Here is an 18,502-nt window from a genome sequence, read left to right on the forward strand (position 1 = left end):
TGGCAACCCTTATTGGGCGATCTGAGCGTTATGCAGAGTGAACTCAAAATCTTTGTATGGCGTAATTTCTAAGCCAGATACACGTCCATTAACTGGCCACATATCTCTGCGTTGGTACATAAAAATAGTTGGTAGATCTTTGTTCAGCTCTTGATAAAGCTGTTTGTAAATCTGTTTGCGTTTCTCTTGATCCAGCTCATGCTTACCAGCAAGCGTTAGTTCATCGACCTTCTTATTGGAATAGCCGATATCATTTTGTGCACCATTCGTAATAAAAGTCGTTGTATCCGGGTCTGGAGTTAAGCCCCAAGCCGCAAAGAACATATCAAACTTGCCTGTGTCCTTTTTATCCATAATGGCGTTAAAATCTAAAGTTTCGGAAGTCAGCTTGATGCCTAGCTCCTTATAGTTATTGGACATGATCGGCAGTAAGGCCTCTACTACTGGATTATCAGCAGTTGCAGAGAAGTTAATGGTCAGCTTTTCGCCGTCCTTCTCACGGATTCCGTCAGCACCAACCTTCCAGCCTGCCTCATCCAGCAAAGCCTTCGCCTTAGCTGTATCAAATTCATATTTGTTGATACCTTCATCCGTATAAGACCAAGATTCTGTAGATTGTGGAATGTTAATAACATTCGCATATGGACCATACACGCCCTGCACAATCTCCTTACGGTTTAAGCCAATTGTTAGAGCCTGACGTACTTTAGGGTCCTGAAATTTCTTTTCCTTATGATTAAACGCAATATATCCATAGCCGTTTGTCGGCATAATATTCACGTCCAAGAAGCCCAACGCCTTTAATTCCTCTACATTGTCTTCAGTAACTGTGATGTTGTCCATGTCCGTTTCACCTGTTTGCAGCATAGACAGGTTTGTTTCTTCTGTTGTTGTTTTGAAAATAACTGACTTCACTTTTGGTGCGCCTTTGAAGTAGTTTGGATTCGCATCAAATACGACTTGTTGACCTGGGGAGAAGCTCTTCAGTACATACTGACCAGAGCCGATCGGCTTATTATTAAGCGCCTTGATGCTGTCCAAGTTACCCTTTTTGAATCCTTTTCCATAATAAGCTTCTGGCATGAAGTATTGCTCACCCAGAAAATCCTTTGTATACGCTGTTGCTTCTGTAACGGTTACCTCTACTGTGTTGTCATCAATGACTTTGATACCAGAGATATCATTCGCCTTGCCATCGTGATACTCTTTACCGCCTTTAATCTTAAAAGATAATACATCTGTTTCTCCGTCATAATTTGGATCATGCAGTACCTTGAGGACAAAAGCATAATCCTTCACTGTTACTGGGGTACCGTCACTATACTTCACGCCTGGTTTCAGATGGAATGTATATTTTAGACCATCCGGCGATACATCTACCTTGTCAGCCAAGCTATTTTCATATGTACCATCCGCCTTCACCTGTAAGAAGGAATCAAATACTGTTCTGACTACATATAAATCGTAGGTCGTTTGCCAGAATAGCGGGTTAAATACCCCTTTAGGTGATGTCATACCTACTACAATGTTATCTTTCCGATTAGTCGCCCCCGGAGGATTTTGCGTCAGATCAGTCGCTTTAATAACGCCCTCCGTAACAGGTGCACTTCCTTCATTTCCCTCTGTTTTATTGTCCGCATTGCCTTGCTGTGGCTGTGCCTCATTAGCACCTCCGCTACATCCTGCAAACAGAACACCAACGATCGTAAGCATCATAAGCAAAGAAACCCATTTCTTCGTCTGCATCATCCTGTTAATCCCCCTTAGTCGGTTCTTTATTTAACAGCCTGTCTCATTCCTGCGGTGATTCGTTAAAGCTTGAGGTTTGAAAATGAAGTTGCACATCCTCCTTACTGTCTTAATAGCGTAAACACGTGTTTTAGACCTCTGGTCAATTTCGTGCGCTAACAACCATTACATTTTTATTAAGGTTTATCTTAAGTGTAAAATAATATCACGTCAATATCTTTTTTTATGTAATATAAAAATGCAAAATATCTATTTATGTAAAGTTTATGAATTTTACTTGTGGAAAATGACAAAAAACAGGATTTCATGTAATATAAAATAACATTTCAGGAGGCTAAAATGTTTACTCTGGCGAGTTGAGGAGCTTGCAATTTCACAAGCCATTAAAAGGTATACTATGGTTTATGGGTAAACATGGATTGTATTATTAGTAAGTTACAATAGATGGGACTTGTTGTCAATATAAAAAATCACGAAAAAAGACGCTCCCGGAATCGGGAACGTCTCTTTTTTCCACCCACTACTATTCAGTAGTGTAAGGAAGCAATGCGATTTGACGGGAACGTTTAACAGCGATTGTCAACATACGTTGATATTTCGCACTTGTTCCAGTCACACGACGAGGAAGAATTTTTCCACGTTCGCTGATGAATTTTTTAAGCAGGTCTGTATCTTTATAGTCAATGTGAGTAATTTTGTTCACAGTGAAGAAACATACTTTACGACGTTTGTTGCGACCACCACGACGAGCTGGTCTTTTGTTATCGTCTCCGCCTTCTCTTTGTCTGAAGCCCATTCTTTGTCAGTCCTTTCCCAATTAAAATGGTAAATCATCATCCGAAATATCGATCGGTTTTCCGTCATCGGAAAAAGGATCCTGATTGTTTCGCGAGTTATTATTCCCGCGTCCACTATTGCTGTTACCGCCTCCGAAAGGAGACTCCTCACGCGCAGCTCCACCGCTATTGCCGCCACCGTTACCGCCATCGCGGTTAGATTCCAAGAAACGCACATTATCAGCTACAATTTCAGTCACGTATACACGTTTTCCTTCATTGTTCTCATAATTACGCACCTGAACACGGCCTTCAACAGCCGTTAAACGACCTTTGCGAAGATAGTTAGCGCATGTTTCAGCAAGCTGACGCCAGGTTACGATCGGCAAGAAATCCGCTTCCCGTTCGCCGCCTTGACTCGTAAACGGACGGTCTACAGCCAGGGTGAACTGGGTTACTGCTACACCAGACGGTGTATAGCGCAGCTCTGGATCTTTGGTCAAACGACCGATCAGAATGACACGGTTCAACAATCCAATCCCCTCCTTTGAGCGTTGTTCATTACATAATCACGTACAATAATTAAGCTACGTCGTTCGTAATGAGATAACGAATTACTTCGTCAGAAATTTTCATGATACGCTCAAGCTCAGTAACAACAGCAGGTTCTGCTGTGAAGTTTACCAGAACGAAAGAACCATCACGGAATTTCTTGATCTCATACGCAAGACGGCGTTTAGTTACATCGTGACTCGTAATTTCGCCACCGCCGTTAGAGATGATACCTTGGAATTTATCGACTGTCGCTTGAACAGCTTCTTGTTCAATGTCAGGACGAATAATATACATCGCTTCATATTTGCGCATTCTTTACACCTCCTTATGGACATAAGGCCCTCAATCTCAGTTGAGAGCAAGGAACGAGCCTAAGCTCGCACTAAAACAGTTTACCAAATCCAACAACTGAATGCAACCTACAAATTCAATACACAAGCCTAAAACGGCTAAAAACACTGCATATCATTAGCTTTATACAATTTTATAGAACATCAAAAATTTCGCATATATAAAGGAAATCATTTGATTCCTCAGTATCAGTATACCCGGTTTCGCATGTTTCTGTTCAAGACAGCGCACAATAACCGTTGCAGTCCAATTCATTTATCTAAGGAGGCACAATCGCATGGGTGAAAAGACTGAGTTCGAACCAGGGGATAAGGTCCCAAACGACGGCGTATACATGGAGGTCGGAGAAAAGAGCTTCCATACTGAAATCCAAAACCCGCAGCAAGTAACGCTGGAAAGAGGCGATTCTTTTCCGGAGACCGCCAACCATAATCGCAAATGGAAGAAAAAAACGAAAGCTCGTGTCCACTAATGTATATTTCGTCGCAATCCTGGCCATATTATGATTAGGCGATACAACAGAGAGGTGTGGTTCCGTTGGACGACGTAGCCGGACAAACTGTTAGGAGATCCATTCCGGGCATTAGAAGCGTTAGGTTTGTGTAAAAGGACACTGTCTTTTCAACACGGTATTGCTTGTCAGTACACCGAGTTTCATGATGTGATTGGACAGATCGTATCCTGTTAAAAATGTATCGCCTACGATGGAGGACCTTTGTGGTCCTCCTTTGTTGCATTATCGGACTTTTTGCATATCCTGGTAAAATGCAGATTAATTCAGCTCCTTCTGCTAGAATATATCCAAGTACAAAGACCTACTATCTACGGAGGTTTAAAGATGAGCTATTCTCGAATATTAAAGTGGATATCAGGTATATTCGAATTGGTGCTTGCCGTACCGATTGTGGGGGGAGCTATTGTCATGGGGACCGGCTACTCGGCTCTGGGATTTATGCTTGTCCTGCATGCAGTAACACTTATCCTGTCGTTACGCAATCAGGAGGCGATCTACGGCTCTGTATGGGGAGTGCTCACTTCTTTGCTGGCCTGGATACCTTTTGTAGGCTGGGCTCTCCATTTGATTGCAGCGATCCTTCTGATGATCTCTGGCTCAAAAAAAACAAAACGCTATCATTACCCGCCTAACCAGCTATAACAAAAGAGTGCTCCTAACAGCAATGTTTCTCTGCTGTCAGGAGCATTTTTTGCTGTAATGATACCTCTTCAGTACGTCCCTCAAAGCACAGAAAATACGCGCTAATCCACTTTGGGATAGCGCGTACTTTTTTTAATAATATGATTCTTACCTTCCAAAAGGTATAAATCCCTTCTAAGCTCTTTACTTCGTGGACACGTTAGCCGCATATATACCTTCAAAATATCTCCTATAAACAAAAAATCCCCTACGTCACAGACGTAAGAGATTGGTTTATTAAATGAAGTTAGTGGCGGAAAGAGTGGGAGTCGAACCCACGCACGCCTTGCGACGCCTAACTGATTTCGAGTCAGCCCCCTTAGACCTCTTGGGTACCTTTCCGCAGCAAGGATAATTATATCATCATTGCAACTGTGACGCAAGCTGATTCTGGTTCATCGCCATTCATCCTTCTTGGCTCAATTCGCTTCCGTGTTTTGCTCGTCGGCGTTGGCCTTTGATCGCAGCACTTTCTTCATATTCTTTTCGAACTTGGCACGCGGAATCAGCACACTATGCTGGCAACCGACACATTTGATTCGAATATCCATCCCCATGCGGATAATTTCCATTTCATTCGTTCCACACGGATGAGGCTTCTTCATCTGTACAATGTCCCCTAGTTCAAATGACTTACGCTCCACCCTTCTCTCCCCCTTTTCTTCCTTGCTCATCTTCTTTTTCTAGGGTTATCGCCGTCTCCAAGGCGGCCTGACGATGTTCCTCATCCTCTAGGGCCTTCTTGATGTTATTCTGAATATCACGCTCTACCACAGCCCCTGTATTTGGCATACATTCTGCCACAACACGCACAATATACTCTGAGGTGGTCATGGACTGAACCCCTAACACATCTGGTATATTAAGTATCTGTACATTGGACTCCTCAATGCCTTCGATTGCCTGTTTTACCAAACTAACTGCTTCCTCCAGGCTCCGCTCGGCCTTCATTGGCACATCCACTACCGCCAACGCGTTGGACATGGAGAAGTTCGTTACCGTTGTAATTGAGCCGTTTGGTAAAATGTACACCTCACCTTTCCAGCTCACCAGTCTGGTTGTACGCAGCCCGATCATTTCCACTGTACCCTTGAAAGTACCTGTCTGAATGACGTCTCCTACGGCAAATTGATCCTCAAAAATAATAAAGAATCCGGTAATTACATCCTTAACCAAGCTCTGTGCCCCAAAACCAACGGCCAATCCAAGCACTCCAGCTCCAGCAATCAGAGGGCCGAGATTAATACCCATTTGCGAAAGCACCAGCATAATTAAAATGAAATTAAATACAATATTGGTTACATTTTTCAGCAGTTCCCCAACAGTCGTTAACCGCCTTGTATTCAATCGGAATCTGCCGTTATCTCCTTTTTGTTGCATCGACTTATCTATAATTTTATTAATAACTCGAATAAAGATACGCGTGATGATAAAAATAATCGCGATTTTTAAAATTACAAACAAAAAGGTCGACCACATCGCACTATCGGTAAGCCATTTCCATACAACATCCTTCCAGTGAATCGCACCTTTCACTACGTCATCGGTTTCTAAATTAACAGCCAACCAATGTATAAAGGTCATGCTGTATTCCTCCTTAAACAAGGGAACTACTTCTCCTGCTTCCCGAATTCTATTTCCTACTATATAAGCTTATCAACTGACTTCAAACATATGGCTATGAATAATCTACTTCCTTCGAGTATAAAAGCACAAGTTTATCCATATACTAGCTACTATCTTGAGAATAAATGTTACCCGCAGGCTAATTGTTATTCTCCAAGGTACAACGAGCGCAACCTTCACACTCCATTACAGAGCGAAAGGAAGATTCCATGACTCATCCATCTGACTTCATTCCGGGGCAAGAACCCCTAAGCTTAAAAATATCACACACAGACCCCGGGATCCAATCAGCCATCATCCATCGTCTGCTGTTCCATCTGCATCAGGCGCCGAGTCTGCAAAATATCGTCATTATTTGCATTGGCACCGACCGTTCTACTGGAGATTGCCTGGGTCCGCTCGTAGGTACGCATTTATCACGCTACAAAAGCCCTCTGTTTAACCTATACGGTACATTAGAGGAGCCTGTACATGCCATGAACCTGCAAACGACGCTGAATGGCATACAAGCCCGATATGAACAGCCTTATATCATTGGTATAGATGCATGTCTTGGACAAACCTCCAGCGTTGGATGCATTCAGGTTTCAGATGGTCCTCTCAAGCCTGGGGCAGGTGTAAATAAAGAATTACCGCCGGTCGGCGATATCCATTTGACTGGTATCGTTAACGTCGGCGGCTTCATGGAATACTTCGTGCTGCAAAATACGAGACTAAATTTGGTAATGAAATTATCAGATATCATTGCTGGCAGCCTATACTCCGCGATTAAGGAGTGGCATTACCGTTCTGTCCTGCTTGCTGCGCAAGAGTAACGGCTTCTTTTTCTTCAGGTGATAAGGAATAGGTGGATTGTCCCGCTTCTAGAGGCTTGGCATACACATATGAGCCATCTCGGTTATAAATGCCGGTTAATACCATACCATCCTGATTGTCGTCTACAATAGCCAGAGAAAAACTTAAATCGCTTCCTCTCTCACCAAAGGCATTATAGCGTTTGATACCTATATGTCCCTTCAAGCCAGTCATTTTACTACGTAATGATTTCATACTTGCACGATGGGTTTCCTGCTCATCCTCAATCGTATCCATCTGTACCTTCAAATCAATCAGCAGCGTTTCCAAATTCTCGACACCGCTGCCTGCCATCATGGTTTCATACTTTCGCCGCATCTTCTTCAGCTTTGCACCCTGCACGATAATAACAATCAACAGGATGAGCAAAATAAGCACGATCCCTGCAACGATTCCGGCAAGCTGTTCCATGATTAGTCCATTCAATTCAGCCATATGCTTGCTTCTACTCCTCTACCTCAAAAATCATGTTACTGCATACTTATATTTTATACGTTTGAGAACAGCGAAACAAATAACACAAGGCTATTAGTTTATCCATCAAAACCATTCTAATTCCTGCAATTCCAGACAAAGCAAAGACATATCTCACTTTCCATTTTGCTCAAGGAGACATGTCCATATTTCAACAAACTACTGTAATAGCTCCAGTAATCTTTCCAAATCCTGCTGGCTGTAATAATTCAATTCAATTTTGCCTTTATCCTTATTGTGCTTGATCTTCACAGTTGTTTTAAAGCGTTCACGCAGGGACTCTTCCATATGGTCAATATAGGGGTCCTTTTTTCGTACCTTTGTTTTGGCTTTCGCCTCACCAGGCTTATGATCCAACTGCTGTACAGCTTCCTCCAGTTCGCGAACACTCCACTGCTGTTCAATACATTGCTGTGCTAACTGTTTCACCATGTCTGGATCTTTGAGCCCAACAATAGCTCTAGCATGTCCCATAGACAATGTTCCACGTGAAACATGATCTTTAACTTCTTCAGGCAATGCGAGCAAGCGAAGGAAATTGGCAATATGAGAACGTGATTTTCCCACTTTCATGGACAACTCTTCCTGAGTTAAAGAAAACTGATCCATTAATCCCTGGTAAGCTACTGCCACTTCCATTGCATTCAAATTCTCACGCTGTAAATTCTCAATCAGGGCAATCTCCATCACCTGCTGATCCGTAAAATTGCGAACAACTACAGGTATAGTCGGATTCCCACAAAATTGAGAAGCCCGAAAACGTCTTTCCCCGGCTATGATTTCATATCCTCGCAATACACTACGTGCAATAATAGGTTGGATAACACCGTGCTGACGAATGGATTCGGCTAATTCCTTAATGGACTCTTCATCAAACGTTTTTCGAGGCTGGTACGGATTCGCACGCAACTGGCTGAGTGGAATGTCAACAACCTTATCCTCTTCATTGACTGTAAGGGAGGGAATGAGTGCATCAAGTCCTTTTCCCAACCGTTTACTCATAAGATACCACTTCCTTTGCCAACTCAATATATACCTCTGCCCCACGGGAACGGGGATCATACGTAATAATGGACTGGCCATGTGATGGTGCTTCGCTGAGTCTCACATTGCGTGGAATAATCGTCTGATAAACCTTGCTTTGAAAATACTTTTTCACTTCTTCAATCACCTGAATACCCAAGTTCGTGCGAGCATCAAACATGGTTAACAACACACCTTCAATTTGCAATGAGGTGTTCAGATGTTTTTGCACTAATCGCACGGTATTCAACAATTGACTTAATCCTTCCAATGCGTAATATTCACACTGGATTGGAATAATGACTGAATCGGAAGCCGTCAATGAATTGAGCGTCAAAATACCCAGCGATGGCGGGCAATCAATTAATATATAATCATAATTATGCTTAACGAGTTGAAGCGATCTTTTTAATCTCAATTCGCGAGAAATGGTCGGCACCAGTTCAATTTCCGCGCCTGCTAACTGAATGGTTGCCGGAATAATATCTAATCCCTCAACCTGTGTACTCATAATAGCTTCGCTAGGATCAACCTCGTTAATGAGTACATCATAAATGCAATTTGCCACATCCGCCTTATTGATACCCACACCGCTGGTTGTATTACCTTGCGGGTCGATATCCACGAGCAATACCCTTTTGCCGAGGGAAGCAAGTCCGGCGCCCAAATTAACGGAAGTAGTTGTTTTGCCTACTCCGCCCTTTTGATTGGCTACGGCTATTATTTTTGACACTTCATTCACCTCATAATTTAATCGGAATCCTGCTACACTCCATAACTACAAAACGCTCTATGGAGACGTTACTTAGTCCTTAACTTACGGATAACGGCAATTTCAGAATAGAATTGAGTATGCTGCGGTTTTATTCGGCGTTAGACAGAAAAAGCGGCAATTGCTGCCGCCTGTACGCTTCATCCCTTACTTACGTTTGGGAATTTGAATGACAATCTCATAGTGATCCTCATGATCAGATTCCTTGGTTTTGATATCCAAGCCTGAGCCAGACACCATATCAATGGATTGACGAATCGTATTCAGCGCAAGCCGGACATCCTTGGTAAAGGAAATCCGCTTCGATTTCTTATTGGTGGATACTTGTTTATAAAAGGCAACTCTTGCCTCTGTCTGTTTCACATTGAGTTCCTTGGCAATGACTTCATCTAAAACCTTGTACTGTAGTTCTTCGGTCTCTAATGACAATAATGCACGAGCATGACGCTCGGACACCTTCCGTTCCATTAGAGCCTCTTTCACTCTCTCCGGCAGATGAAGCAGCCGTATCTTGTTAGCAATAGTGGATTGGCTTTTACCAAGTCGTTGAGCGAGGCTTTCCTGGGTGAGCTGATGTAGGTCAATCAGCTTTTGGTAAGCTACAGCCTCTTCAATCGCAGTTAACCCTTCCCGTTGAAGATTCTCAATCAACGCGATGGATGCAGCTTGTGAATCATTAAACTCACGAACAATGGCTGGAATAGTTTCCATACCCAGCTTGGTGACAGCTCTCCAACGACGTTCCCCTGCTATAATCTCATATTGTCCATTACGGAAACGAACGACAATCGGTTGAATTACACCATGCGTCTTAATGGTCTGGCATAGCTCATCAATCTTCTCGTCGTCAAATATGGTACGGGGCTGATAAGGACTGCTGACAATATCCCGAACTGGAATTTGTTTTATTTCGTCCCCAGTAGATCGCTCCGTCAAACCAAATAGCTTGGAAAATTGTTCTTTCATTCCGTATAATACCACCTAATTTCATAATAGCACCATACTAACAGCGCTTCGTGAAAAACAGTTCCTTACGCGGATCGTAGACCCTTTTATATGAAACAGCGCCGTAAGCGGGTACACTCCACGTACTCCCCTGACATTTGTTGTCCCACTCCCTATATGTATATCTGAATTCATGGGTACAGGAGCAGTCAACTTACATTAAAACGATTATCTCTATTCTATCACTTTTCCAGCCATAATCCTATCGTCTCTACCAGCTTTTCGGAAGGATCAGAGAATAAATTATGCATCCTCTTTGGTAACTATCATTCATCTTCCTCCCCAAATGTAAACAAGAACGCATGATAGCTAAGAGTCTTTTATGTAAAGAGTCTATCAGCCATAAAAAAAGTGAATGTTTCACGTGAAACATTCACTTTCTTTCAAACATTCACACTAACGGCATCTTCAAAGGAGTACCCGGCTTACGTGGATATTTTCGTGGTGTCGCCGCTCTTTTCTCAATAATAATCATATGTCTGGCTGCATCTTCAACAGGTAGCTGGAAGGCCTGAACATGTTTGATTTTTCCCTTTAGCTCTTTCAAGCTGTAGGAAGCTTCCTTGATTTCCTCTGTAGGATCACTGCCCTTCATCGCGGCAAAGTGTCCTCCTTCACGGACAAACGGCAAACAAAATTCATTCAATACTGCGAGACGAGCAACAGCTCTGGCTGTCACTAGATCATAGCTATCGCGGTATCCTGGTTTACGCCCCAATTCCTCTGCCCTGCTATGAATCAGTTCAACATCTTCCAAACCCAACTGTTCTACCACATGTGCCAAGAATTGTATACGTTTGTTCAACGAGTCTACAATAGTCAACTGAATCTGCGGAAAGCATATTTTCAAAGGAATGCCCGGAAAACCTGCACCTGACCCAATATCAGCCAGGCTTCCCACATCATTTAACGGAACATAAAAGGCCAGGGAAAGAGAATCATAAAAATGCTTGGTGTACACTGCATCGCGCTCAGTAATACCCGTCAGGTTCATTTTTTCATTCCACTCAACTAGCACACGGTAATATGTTTCAAACTGCTCTAACTGACTGTCATTAATCACAATACTATGCTCTGCCAGCCGCTGCTTAAATTGCTGTTGTATCGCGTCCATTATGATCCCCTTGCTGCCGTTACGCGGTTATAATGCTCCAGATAAACCAGCAAAATAGAAATATCCGCAGGAGTTACACCCGAGATACGGGATGCTTGGCCAATCGACATCGGACGGATCTTTTCAAGTTTCTGCTTGGCTTCAATGGCCAGTCCTTGAACTTCACTGTATACAATATCCTCTGGAAGCTTCTTCTTCTCCATCTTTTGCAGACGCTCTACATGCAACAATTGTTTTTCAATGTAGCCCGCATATTTAATTTGGATTTCCACCTGCTCCTGTTCTTCCTCAGTAAGAGCTATAGGTGAAGGTGAGATTTGTGCTACTTGCGCATAACTGATCTCTGGTCGACGGAGCACCGTTAACAAATTACTTCCATCCTGTATTGGTGCAGATCCGCCTTGCTCCAGCATCTCATTTATATCAACCGGACGAACCTTCGCCAAGCGCAAACGTTCAATCTCTTGCTCTACCTTTTGCTTTTTATCCAAAAAGCGCTCGTATCGTTCATCCGTAATTAGGCCAATATCATGCCCGATCGGAGTCAATCGCAGGTCCGCGTTATCATGACGCAACAACAGACGGTATTCTGCACGCGACGTCAGCAAGCGATAAGGCTCATTCGTCCCCTTCGTCACCAGATCGTCAATCAGAACCCCAATGTAGCCTTGCGAACGGTCCAATACGACAGGCTCTTTGCCCTGCACCTTGCGAGCTGCATTAATCCCTGCCATAATCCCTTGACCTGCAGCTTCTTCGTAGCCGGAGGTACCGTTAATCTGACCTGCTGTGAACAAGCCTGGGACTTTCTTCGTTTCCAAAGTAGGCCATAACTGCGTTGGTACCATTGCATCATACTCAATAGCATAGCCATTGCGCATCATCTCTACCTTTTCCATCCCCGGAATCGAACGCAGCACAGCTAATTGCACATCCTCTGGCAAGCTGGTCGACAAGCCCTGAACATAGTATTCAGATGTGTTTTTACCTTCAGGCTCCAAAAAGATTTGGTGCTTAGGCTTATCACTGAAACGTACCACCTTATCTTCAATAGATGGGCAATAACGTGGTCCCGTTCCTTCAATCAGACCAGAGAACATGGGCGCACGGTGCAAATTATCATTAATAATCTGATGTGTTTCTACTGAAGTATATGTCAGCCAGCAAGGAAGCTGTTCATTATCCGAAGACTTCGTTTCATAGGAAAAGAACTTCGGTTGATCATCACCGGGTTGTATTTCCGTTTTGCTAAAATCAATCGTGTCCTTATGCACACGTGGTGGCGTTCCTGTCTTAAATCGAACCAGATCAAAACCCAGCTCTCTCAAATGCTCAGACAATCTCAACGAAGGCTGTTGATTGTTCGGACCACTCTCATACATCAGCTCGCCCATAATGATTTTTCCGCGCAGATAAGTGCCTGTGGTCAGGACAACTGCTTTACTTCGATACTCTGTGCCCGTCTTCGTAATTACACCTACGCAATGACCGTCTTCCATAACCAGCTCTTCAACCATACCTTGGCGTAAAGTCAGATTCGGTTCCTTTTCCATCGTTTCCTTCATCGCATGCTGATAAGAGAACTTGTCTGCTTGTGCACGCAATGCATGAACCGCCGGACCTTTACCAGTATTCAACATTCTCATTTGGATAAACGTCTTATCGATATTACGACCCATTTCGCCGCCCAGTGCATCAATTTCTCGCACCACATGCCCTTTTGCAGGACCGCCAATAGACGGGTTGCAGGGCATGAACGCGACCATATCCAGGTTAATTGTGATCATCAACGTGCGACAGCCCATTCGCGCTGCTGCCAAGGCTGATTCTACGCCCGCATGGCCCGCACCTACGACAATTACGTCATAGTCGCCTCCTTGGTAACCCATACCTTTCTTACCTCCTTATACATTCCGGTCTTCACGCCGAATATGCTCTTGTATATATAACGATAGCAGGCTTATATCAGCCATGCTTGAATGTTCTATTTGCCCAGACAAAATTGTGAAAATATTTGATCTATTAGCGCATCATGCGCAGTATCGCCTACAATCTCACCCAAATGCTCCCACGCCAGCCTTACATCAATCTGGATCATGTCGATCGGAACAAATTGATCAGCGGCTTCATAGGCATCTACCAGCGATTGGCGCGCCTTCTTCAACAAAGCAATATGCCGTACGTTGCTGACATATGTCATATCCGCTGATTCCAGCTTGCCGCTAAAGAATAAATTCGATATAGCCTGCTCCAGTCGGTCCGCTCCCTCATTTTCCTTCACAGACATCGGTACGATAAGCTCTTCGGGAACATAACGCAGCAACAAATCCCGGTCTACTTGGGCCGGTAAGTCCATTTTATTCATAATGACAATCGCTTGTCTACCGCGGATTTGTTCCATTAATGCCATTTCATCCTCATGCAGTGGTTCGTTGGCGTTAATGACGATGAGCAGTAGATCCGCTTCACTAACCGCCGTTCTCGAACGTTCTACTCCGATCCGCTCCACTACGTCCATCGTTTCACGAATCCCAGCTGTATCCAGCAACTTGAGCGGAATACTATTAATCGTCACATATTCCTCAATAACGTCACGGGTTGTGCCCGGAATATCGGTCACAATTGCCCGCTCGCCCTGAGCCAATGTGTTCAGCAGTGATGATTTTCCCACATTTGGTCTTCCAACAATCGCTGTGGTCAGCCCTTCACGTAAAATCTTTCCCTGCTCCGCCGTATGCAGCAGCCGATCAATTTCCGTCATGACCTGACTGCTTTTATCCTTGATTAAGTCAGATGTAAAAGATTCAACATCATGCTCAGGATAATCAATGTTCACTTCAATATGAGCAAGTGTCTCCACCAAAACATGACGCAAGCGACGAATATTCTGCGACAATTGTCCATCCACCTGCTTCAAAGCCACCGAAAAAGCTTTATCTGATTTGGAGCGAATCAAGTCAATGACACCCTCCGCCTGACTCAGGTCAATACGACCATTCAAAAAAGCACGTTTCGTAAATTCACCTGGCTCAGCCAGACGTATATTTTGCAGCAATAGTAAATCCATCACCCGTTTGACGGCTACGACCCCGCCATGAGTGCTGATTTCTACGACATCTTCTGTCGTAAAAGAGCGTGGCGCCCGCATCACTGTAACTAAAACTTCCTCCACCTTTTCCTGGCTTTGAGGATCTATTATATGTCCATAATGTACCGTATGAGTTGGAGCCTTGCTTAGAGGCGTTTTACTACGAAACAAAGCCTCCACTTCCGTGACCGCTTCTGGACCGCTGATCCGTACAACCGCAATGCCGCCCTCGCCGACAGCCGTTGCAATGGCAGCTATAGTATCGCTCAGCATAAAGTTTCTACCTCCTATCAAGTAGAAACGACATTACCGTCCTTCATCAAGGACGGCAGCCGTTTCAGCGAGAAATATAAGAAAAAAAGCAATGGCTTCTGCATCTTGCAGAAAGCCATTGCGTCGGATTATTTTTTAGCAATGACGACGCGCCGATTGGGCTCGTCCCCCTTGCTGTATGTTCTAACCAGCGCATGCTGTTGGAGCTTGGCGTGGATCAGCTTCCGCTCCTGTGACGGCATTGGCTCCAGTACCACTTCCTTGCCATAACGAATAGCCTGGTTTGCCAACCGATCTGCCAAATCCTCCAGCGTTTTTTGCCGACGTGCACGAAATTGCTCGGCATCCAGCACAATTCGGATGAATTTGTCAGAATGACGGTTGGCAACGATATTCGTCAGGTACTGTAATGCATCCAATGTCTGTCCTCTGCGGCCGATCAACATACCGAGCGACGGACCGGAGATATCCAGTGTACTTTCATCCTTGCGGTGGCGGACATCAACTTTAACGTCCAATCCCATTCCTGCTGCTGTTTCACGGATGAAACGCACCGCCTCTTCATAAGGATCTATATGTCCCGAGGGTGCTTCCATGTTCATCTGTGCTTCCTGTGCAACAGGCCCAGTTTCTTCTGATAAAGCCTGTCCCACGCTAGAAGGTGCTTGAGCCGATACATGAGGTTCAGCCGCGTGTGTGGTTTCAGGAGACGGCTCAGAGAGCAGCGTAAGCTCCACCTTCGCCTTCTTGACCCCGAGCCACCCCAGGAATCCTTTTGACGGCTGTTCCAACACGCTTACGGTTACCCGTTCACGGCTTACTCCCAGCTGGGAGAGTCCTTGTCTTACAGCATCTTCAACGGTTTTTCCTGATGTCACGACTTTGGTCATCTCGACTTTTTAGCCCCCTTCGTGTTTTTGCCACCTTTTTTCTTACTATTGGAGGAACCCGTTTTCGCAAGACTGGCTGTTTTCACATTCGCCAGTGCTGCTTCTTTATCCTTATTCCGATAAAGGAAATAGTTTTGAATGATGGTGTAAATATTACTGTAGAACCAGTACAACGGCAAAGCGGATGGGAAGTTGTACGACATAAACAGAATCAGCACCGGATAGACGTACAGCAAAAATTGCATCGGTCCCTGCTGCGGCGTCGGATTCATTTTCATCATCATCCAGGTTTGGACAAATGTCGTAATCGCTGCCAAAATCGGCAGGATAAACAAGTGATCCGGTTTACCTAACTGGAGCCACAAGAAGTCATGATCCCGCAATGCCGAGTTATAATAAATGGCATTATAAAGCGCGATGAAAATTGGCATCTGTACTACCAAAGGAAGACAGCCAGCCATCGGGTTGACCTTATTTTCCTGAAACAACTTCATCGTCTCTTGCTGGACTTTTTCAGGCGTATCCTTGTACTTCGCTTGAATTTCTTTTAATTGCGGCTGAATGGCCTGCATAGCTTTGGAACTACGTACTTGCTTGAGTGTAAGCGGCAAAATAATGGTTCGCACGATAATCACCAGAATCAGTACGGCCAGGCCATACTCTCCAGAAAACCATTGGGCAAATGTATCTAACGCATACGAAAACCAGTAAACGACATATCTTTGCCAAAACGATCCATTGGCCAAGTCTGCCGTCGTGTAAGAATTGTGGGCCGTCTGAGCACATCCGGACAGCACAGCAACAAGTGCCAATAAGGCAATCAGGAGGAACCATTTTCCCCGTTGAGTCTTCAAACGCGACACTTCATAACCCCTTTCTTAACCAATCCATTCCAACGTAAATCATACCATATCCTGTAGGACAAAGATACTGACTATCGGCGTGAAGACTTGAGCAGCGAGGCTTTGCGTAGAACGTGCAGCACGCTTTTCTCCAGCTCTTGATACGACATTGTAACCGCACCCTTACGAACGATAAAAATCAGGTCAATCTGCTCCACCAATTCATGCTCATGATGGCGCACAATTTCCTTAACGATTCTGCGCATCCGGTTGCGAACTACTGCATTGCCGATCTTCTTGCTGGCCGAAATTCCGACGCGGAACTGCTCTACCTCTCTGCGGCGGAACCAGTACACCACAAACTGATGGTTGGCAAAAGATTTGCCATGGCGGTATACGCGCCCAAAGTCAGCCCGGTTTCGTAGACGCAATTTTTTTTGCACGGCGCTTCTCCTTGCTCATCTCTTTTACACATGTCGGTAAGCTAACCTTTACCTTTTATATAGTAAGAAGTATGGACAACATTCCAACATGGTAATCTCGCTTATTTTATATCGGTTTTCAAAAGCTTCATCTAATATAGGACAGGATGCTGGACTTCTCCCTCTTCTTCCACTACATTTTTTACAACAATAAAAGAAGGAATCCGCTCCCTGAATACCTCAATTATGAAAAAAAAGACCACCGTAGTGGTCTTTATGCACGCATTACGCACTCAATACTTTTCTACCTTTTTGGCGACGAGCTGCCAAAACTTTACGGCCATTCTTCGTGCTCATTCTTTTACGGAAGCCGTGAACTTTTTTACGTTTGCTGACATTCGGTCTGAAAGTCGGTCTCATTGTGCTGCACCTCCTTACAAGGAATACGTTTTATATGGAATATACCTAACGTAGCAATCTCCACAAAAAACACCTTTGTACATTTAACCACAAATAGCGGCCAAAGTCAATGTACTTGTGAATCCTCTCCCTCTTTTTCGCATTCAGGAAGCCTCCTCCCCTTCCCCCCGCTCACTCACTTCACTCTTTTTTTCCCTTACTTCATAAAATTTCTTTCACCTCTCCTCCATCATCAGCATTCTATTTGTCGTTTTCGCTCCTCCAAAAACTGTTTTTTACATTTATTCATTCTGTAACTTGAATCCATCCTATTTTCAGATCGACGTTATCAGGTTCGTTCAAAAATAATGTCGGAAACGTTACCGGAAATTTTCAACAGAAAAATAAGCCTCTGTGACCAAAAGGCAACAGCTGTTATACACAGATCCACAAAAAGAACTGAATTGTGATTTAAATGGTCATAACCTGTGCATAACATTTTAGAGTAAAAAAGAGTTATTGTCGAAAACTGAACAAATTATAAACAATATCTTGTGTTGTGAATAAAAATTGTACACAACAGATTGAATTTGTGGATAAATAACCACGAGTCATTGAAATACAAGGCTTCTTTTGCTATGATGATATTACTTTTGAATGTGAATATGTTGTTTTACCCTCCATATTATCAACACCCTGTGGATAAAGTTGTGAACAAGTTCAATTTATCCATCTTTTTATTTTTGTGCGGATTCGGGATTCTGGGGATATATTCTACATTTTTCATTTGATTTCGACATATTGCAGTCCCGTTTTGGCCTGCGGGATCAAGAGAACGGATCGTGCCGCACATTCCCTCCTGAGAAATATCGCCTTTCTTCTGCTGATCAGCAGCGGAATTTCCATTAGCTATTTTTCAGGGTCATTTTGTGCTGCGTTCTCTCACCACACTGCCGCATGATTTAGGCGGCGGTATGTCTTTTTATGGCCTTCAACAACATTTTTGGGATTTTAGGCGTTTTGCCGAAGCGCCGAGAGCAGCTCTCTGCAGCTTAATTCGGTAAAATGTCAGGATTTAAAAGGAGTGACGTCT

Annotated in this window: 20 protein-coding genes and 1 tRNA gene; 3 read left to right on the forward strand and 18 right to left on the reverse strand. The window is 43.9% G+C overall.

Annotated elements, in window-relative coordinates; translation table 11 throughout:
* Nucleotides 1–9: 9 nt before the first annotated feature.
* From KAI36_RS26950 to rpsF, 4 genes are all read right to left on the reverse strand, one after another.
* A complete protein-coding gene (locus KAI36_RS26950; RefSeq protein WP_220026512.1) occupies nucleotides 10–1,749 on the reverse strand; it encodes an ABC transporter substrate-binding protein in 1,740 nt (579 codons plus the stop codon).
* 523 nt (nucleotides 1,750–2,272) lie between these two features.
* A complete protein-coding gene (gene rpsR, locus KAI36_RS26955) occupies nucleotides 2,273–2,545 on the reverse strand; it encodes a 30S ribosomal protein S18 (RefSeq protein ID WP_013312800.1) in 273 nt (90 codons plus the stop codon).
* A 21-nt stretch (nucleotides 2,546–2,566) separates the two neighbouring features.
* Nucleotides 2,567–3,058 carry a single-stranded DNA-binding protein gene (gene ssb, locus KAI36_RS26960; RefSeq protein WP_013312801.1) on the reverse strand — a complete coding sequence of 164 codons (492 nt, stop codon included), beginning with the start codon at nucleotides 3,056–3,058 and terminating at the stop codon, nucleotides 2,567–2,569.
* A 49-nt stretch (nucleotides 3,059–3,107) separates the two neighbouring features.
* A complete protein-coding gene (gene rpsF, locus KAI36_RS26965) occupies nucleotides 3,108–3,392 on the reverse strand; it encodes a 30S ribosomal protein S6 (protein ID WP_013312802.1) in 285 nt (94 codons plus the stop codon).
* A 316-nt stretch (nucleotides 3,393–3,708) separates the two neighbouring features.
* Between rpsF and KAI36_RS26970 the strand changes: the two genes are divergently transcribed.
* Both KAI36_RS26970 and KAI36_RS26975 read left to right on the forward strand, forming a co-directional pair.
* Complete coding sequence (locus KAI36_RS26970) at nucleotides 3,709–3,903, forward strand: YjzC family protein (protein ID WP_013312803.1); 195 nt, start codon at nucleotides 3,709–3,711, stop codon at nucleotides 3,901–3,903.
* Nucleotides 3,904–4,269: 366 nt separating this feature from the next.
* The gene (locus tag KAI36_RS26975; protein ID WP_013312804.1) at nucleotides 4,270–4,587 is read left to right on the forward strand and encodes a hypothetical protein; all 318 of its coding nucleotides are present in this window, start codon (nucleotides 4,270–4,272) and stop codon (nucleotides 4,585–4,587) included.
* Nucleotides 4,588–4,877: 290 nt separating this feature from the next.
* Here KAI36_RS26975 and KAI36_RS26980 read toward each other — a convergent pair.
* The 3 genes from KAI36_RS26980 to KAI36_RS26990 all read right to left on the reverse strand — a co-directional run bounded on the left by KAI36_RS26980 (nucleotide 4,878) and on the right by KAI36_RS26990 (nucleotide 6,210).
* Nucleotides 4,878–4,968: transfer RNA gene (locus tag KAI36_RS26980), tRNA-Ser, on the reverse strand.
* 77 nt (nucleotides 4,969–5,045) lie between these two features.
* A complete protein-coding gene (locus tag KAI36_RS26985) occupies nucleotides 5,046–5,270 on the reverse strand; it encodes a DUF951 domain-containing protein (protein ID WP_025723137.1) in 225 nt (74 codons plus the stop codon).
* Nucleotides 5,260–6,210 carry a mechanosensitive ion channel family protein gene (locus tag KAI36_RS26990; protein ID WP_220026513.1) on the reverse strand — a complete coding sequence of 317 codons (951 nt, stop codon included), beginning with the start codon at nucleotides 6,208–6,210 and terminating at the stop codon, nucleotides 5,260–5,262. The genes KAI36_RS26985 and KAI36_RS26990 overlap by 11 nt, the downstream gene beginning before the upstream one ends.
* 251 nt (nucleotides 6,211–6,461) lie before the next feature.
* Here KAI36_RS26990 and yyaC point away from each other — a divergent pair, with 251 nt between their 5' ends.
* Nucleotides 6,462–7,067, forward strand: a complete 606-nt coding sequence (gene yyaC / locus KAI36_RS26995) for a spore protease YyaC (RefSeq protein WP_025723135.1) — start codon at nucleotides 6,462–6,464, stop codon at nucleotides 7,065–7,067.
* On the opposite strand, the gene KAI36_RS27000 is transcribed toward yyaC, so the two are convergent.
* From KAI36_RS27000 to rpmH, 11 genes are all read right to left on the reverse strand, one after another.
* Nucleotides 7,021–7,542, reverse strand: coding sequence for a DUF4446 family protein (locus KAI36_RS27000; protein ID WP_220026514.1), 522 nt, complete (start codon nucleotides 7,540–7,542; stop codon nucleotides 7,021–7,023). The two genes, yyaC and KAI36_RS27000, sit on opposite strands and share 47 nt — an antisense overlap.
* Before the next feature lie 198 nt (nucleotides 7,543–7,740).
* The gene (locus KAI36_RS27005) at nucleotides 7,741–8,583 is read right to left on the reverse strand and encodes a ParB/RepB/Spo0J family partition protein (protein WP_013312809.1); all 843 of its coding nucleotides are present in this window, start codon (nucleotides 8,581–8,583) and stop codon (nucleotides 7,741–7,743) included.
* A complete protein-coding gene (locus tag KAI36_RS27010) occupies nucleotides 8,576–9,337 on the reverse strand; it encodes a ParA family protein (protein ID WP_013312810.1) in 762 nt (253 codons plus the stop codon). Before KAI36_RS27010 ends, KAI36_RS27005 begins: the two co-directional genes overlap by 8 nt.
* Before the next feature lie 186 nt (nucleotides 9,338–9,523).
* Nucleotides 9,524–10,342, reverse strand: a complete 819-nt coding sequence (gene noc / locus KAI36_RS27015) for a nucleoid occlusion protein (RefSeq protein ID WP_013312811.1) — start codon at nucleotides 10,340–10,342, stop codon at nucleotides 9,524–9,526.
* Between the two features lie 430 nt (nucleotides 10,343–10,772).
* Nucleotides 10,773–11,495 (reverse strand): 16S rRNA (guanine(527)-N(7))-methyltransferase RsmG, encoded by a 723-nt coding sequence (gene rsmG / locus KAI36_RS27020; RefSeq protein WP_220026515.1) that lies wholly within the window; start codon nucleotides 11,493–11,495, stop codon nucleotides 10,773–10,775.
* Nucleotides 11,495–13,384, reverse strand: a complete 1,890-nt coding sequence (mnmG, locus tag KAI36_RS27025; protein ID WP_220026516.1) for a tRNA uridine-5-carboxymethylaminomethyl(34) synthesis enzyme MnmG — start codon at nucleotides 13,382–13,384, stop codon at nucleotides 11,495–11,497. The genes rsmG and mnmG overlap by 1 nt, the downstream gene beginning before the upstream one ends.
* A gap of 95 nt (nucleotides 13,385–13,479) precedes the next feature.
* Nucleotides 13,480–14,856, reverse strand: coding sequence for a tRNA uridine-5-carboxymethylaminomethyl(34) synthesis GTPase MnmE (mnmE, locus tag KAI36_RS27030; protein ID WP_013312814.1), 1,377 nt, complete (start codon nucleotides 14,854–14,856; stop codon nucleotides 13,480–13,482).
* Nucleotides 14,857–14,984: 128 nt separating this feature from the next.
* Nucleotides 14,985–15,746: an RNA-binding cell elongation regulator Jag/EloR gene (gene jag / locus KAI36_RS27035; protein WP_025718873.1), complete on the reverse strand. Its 762-nt coding sequence runs from the start codon at nucleotides 15,744–15,746 to the stop codon at nucleotides 14,985–14,987.
* Nucleotides 15,743–16,609, reverse strand: coding sequence for a YidC/Oxa1 family membrane protein insertase (locus tag KAI36_RS27040; RefSeq protein WP_013312816.1), 867 nt, complete (start codon nucleotides 16,607–16,609; stop codon nucleotides 15,743–15,745). The genes jag and KAI36_RS27040 overlap by 4 nt, the downstream gene beginning before the upstream one ends.
* Nucleotides 16,610–16,680: 71 nt before the next feature.
* Nucleotides 16,681–17,031, reverse strand: coding sequence for a ribonuclease P protein component (rnpA, locus tag KAI36_RS27045; RefSeq protein WP_013312817.1), 351 nt, complete (start codon nucleotides 17,029–17,031; stop codon nucleotides 16,681–16,683).
* A 264-nt stretch (nucleotides 17,032–17,295) separates the two neighbouring features.
* Nucleotides 17,296–17,430 carry a 50S ribosomal protein L34 gene (gene rpmH / locus KAI36_RS27050; protein ID WP_007433250.1) on the reverse strand — a complete coding sequence of 45 codons (135 nt, stop codon included), beginning with the start codon at nucleotides 17,428–17,430 and terminating at the stop codon, nucleotides 17,296–17,298.
* Nucleotides 17,431–18,502: the final 1,072 nt, after the last annotated feature.

Source organism: Paenibacillus sp. S02 (assembly GCF_019454065.1).
Lineage (GTDB): Bacteria > Bacillota > Bacilli > Paenibacillales > Paenibacillaceae > Paenibacillus > Paenibacillus polymyxa_B.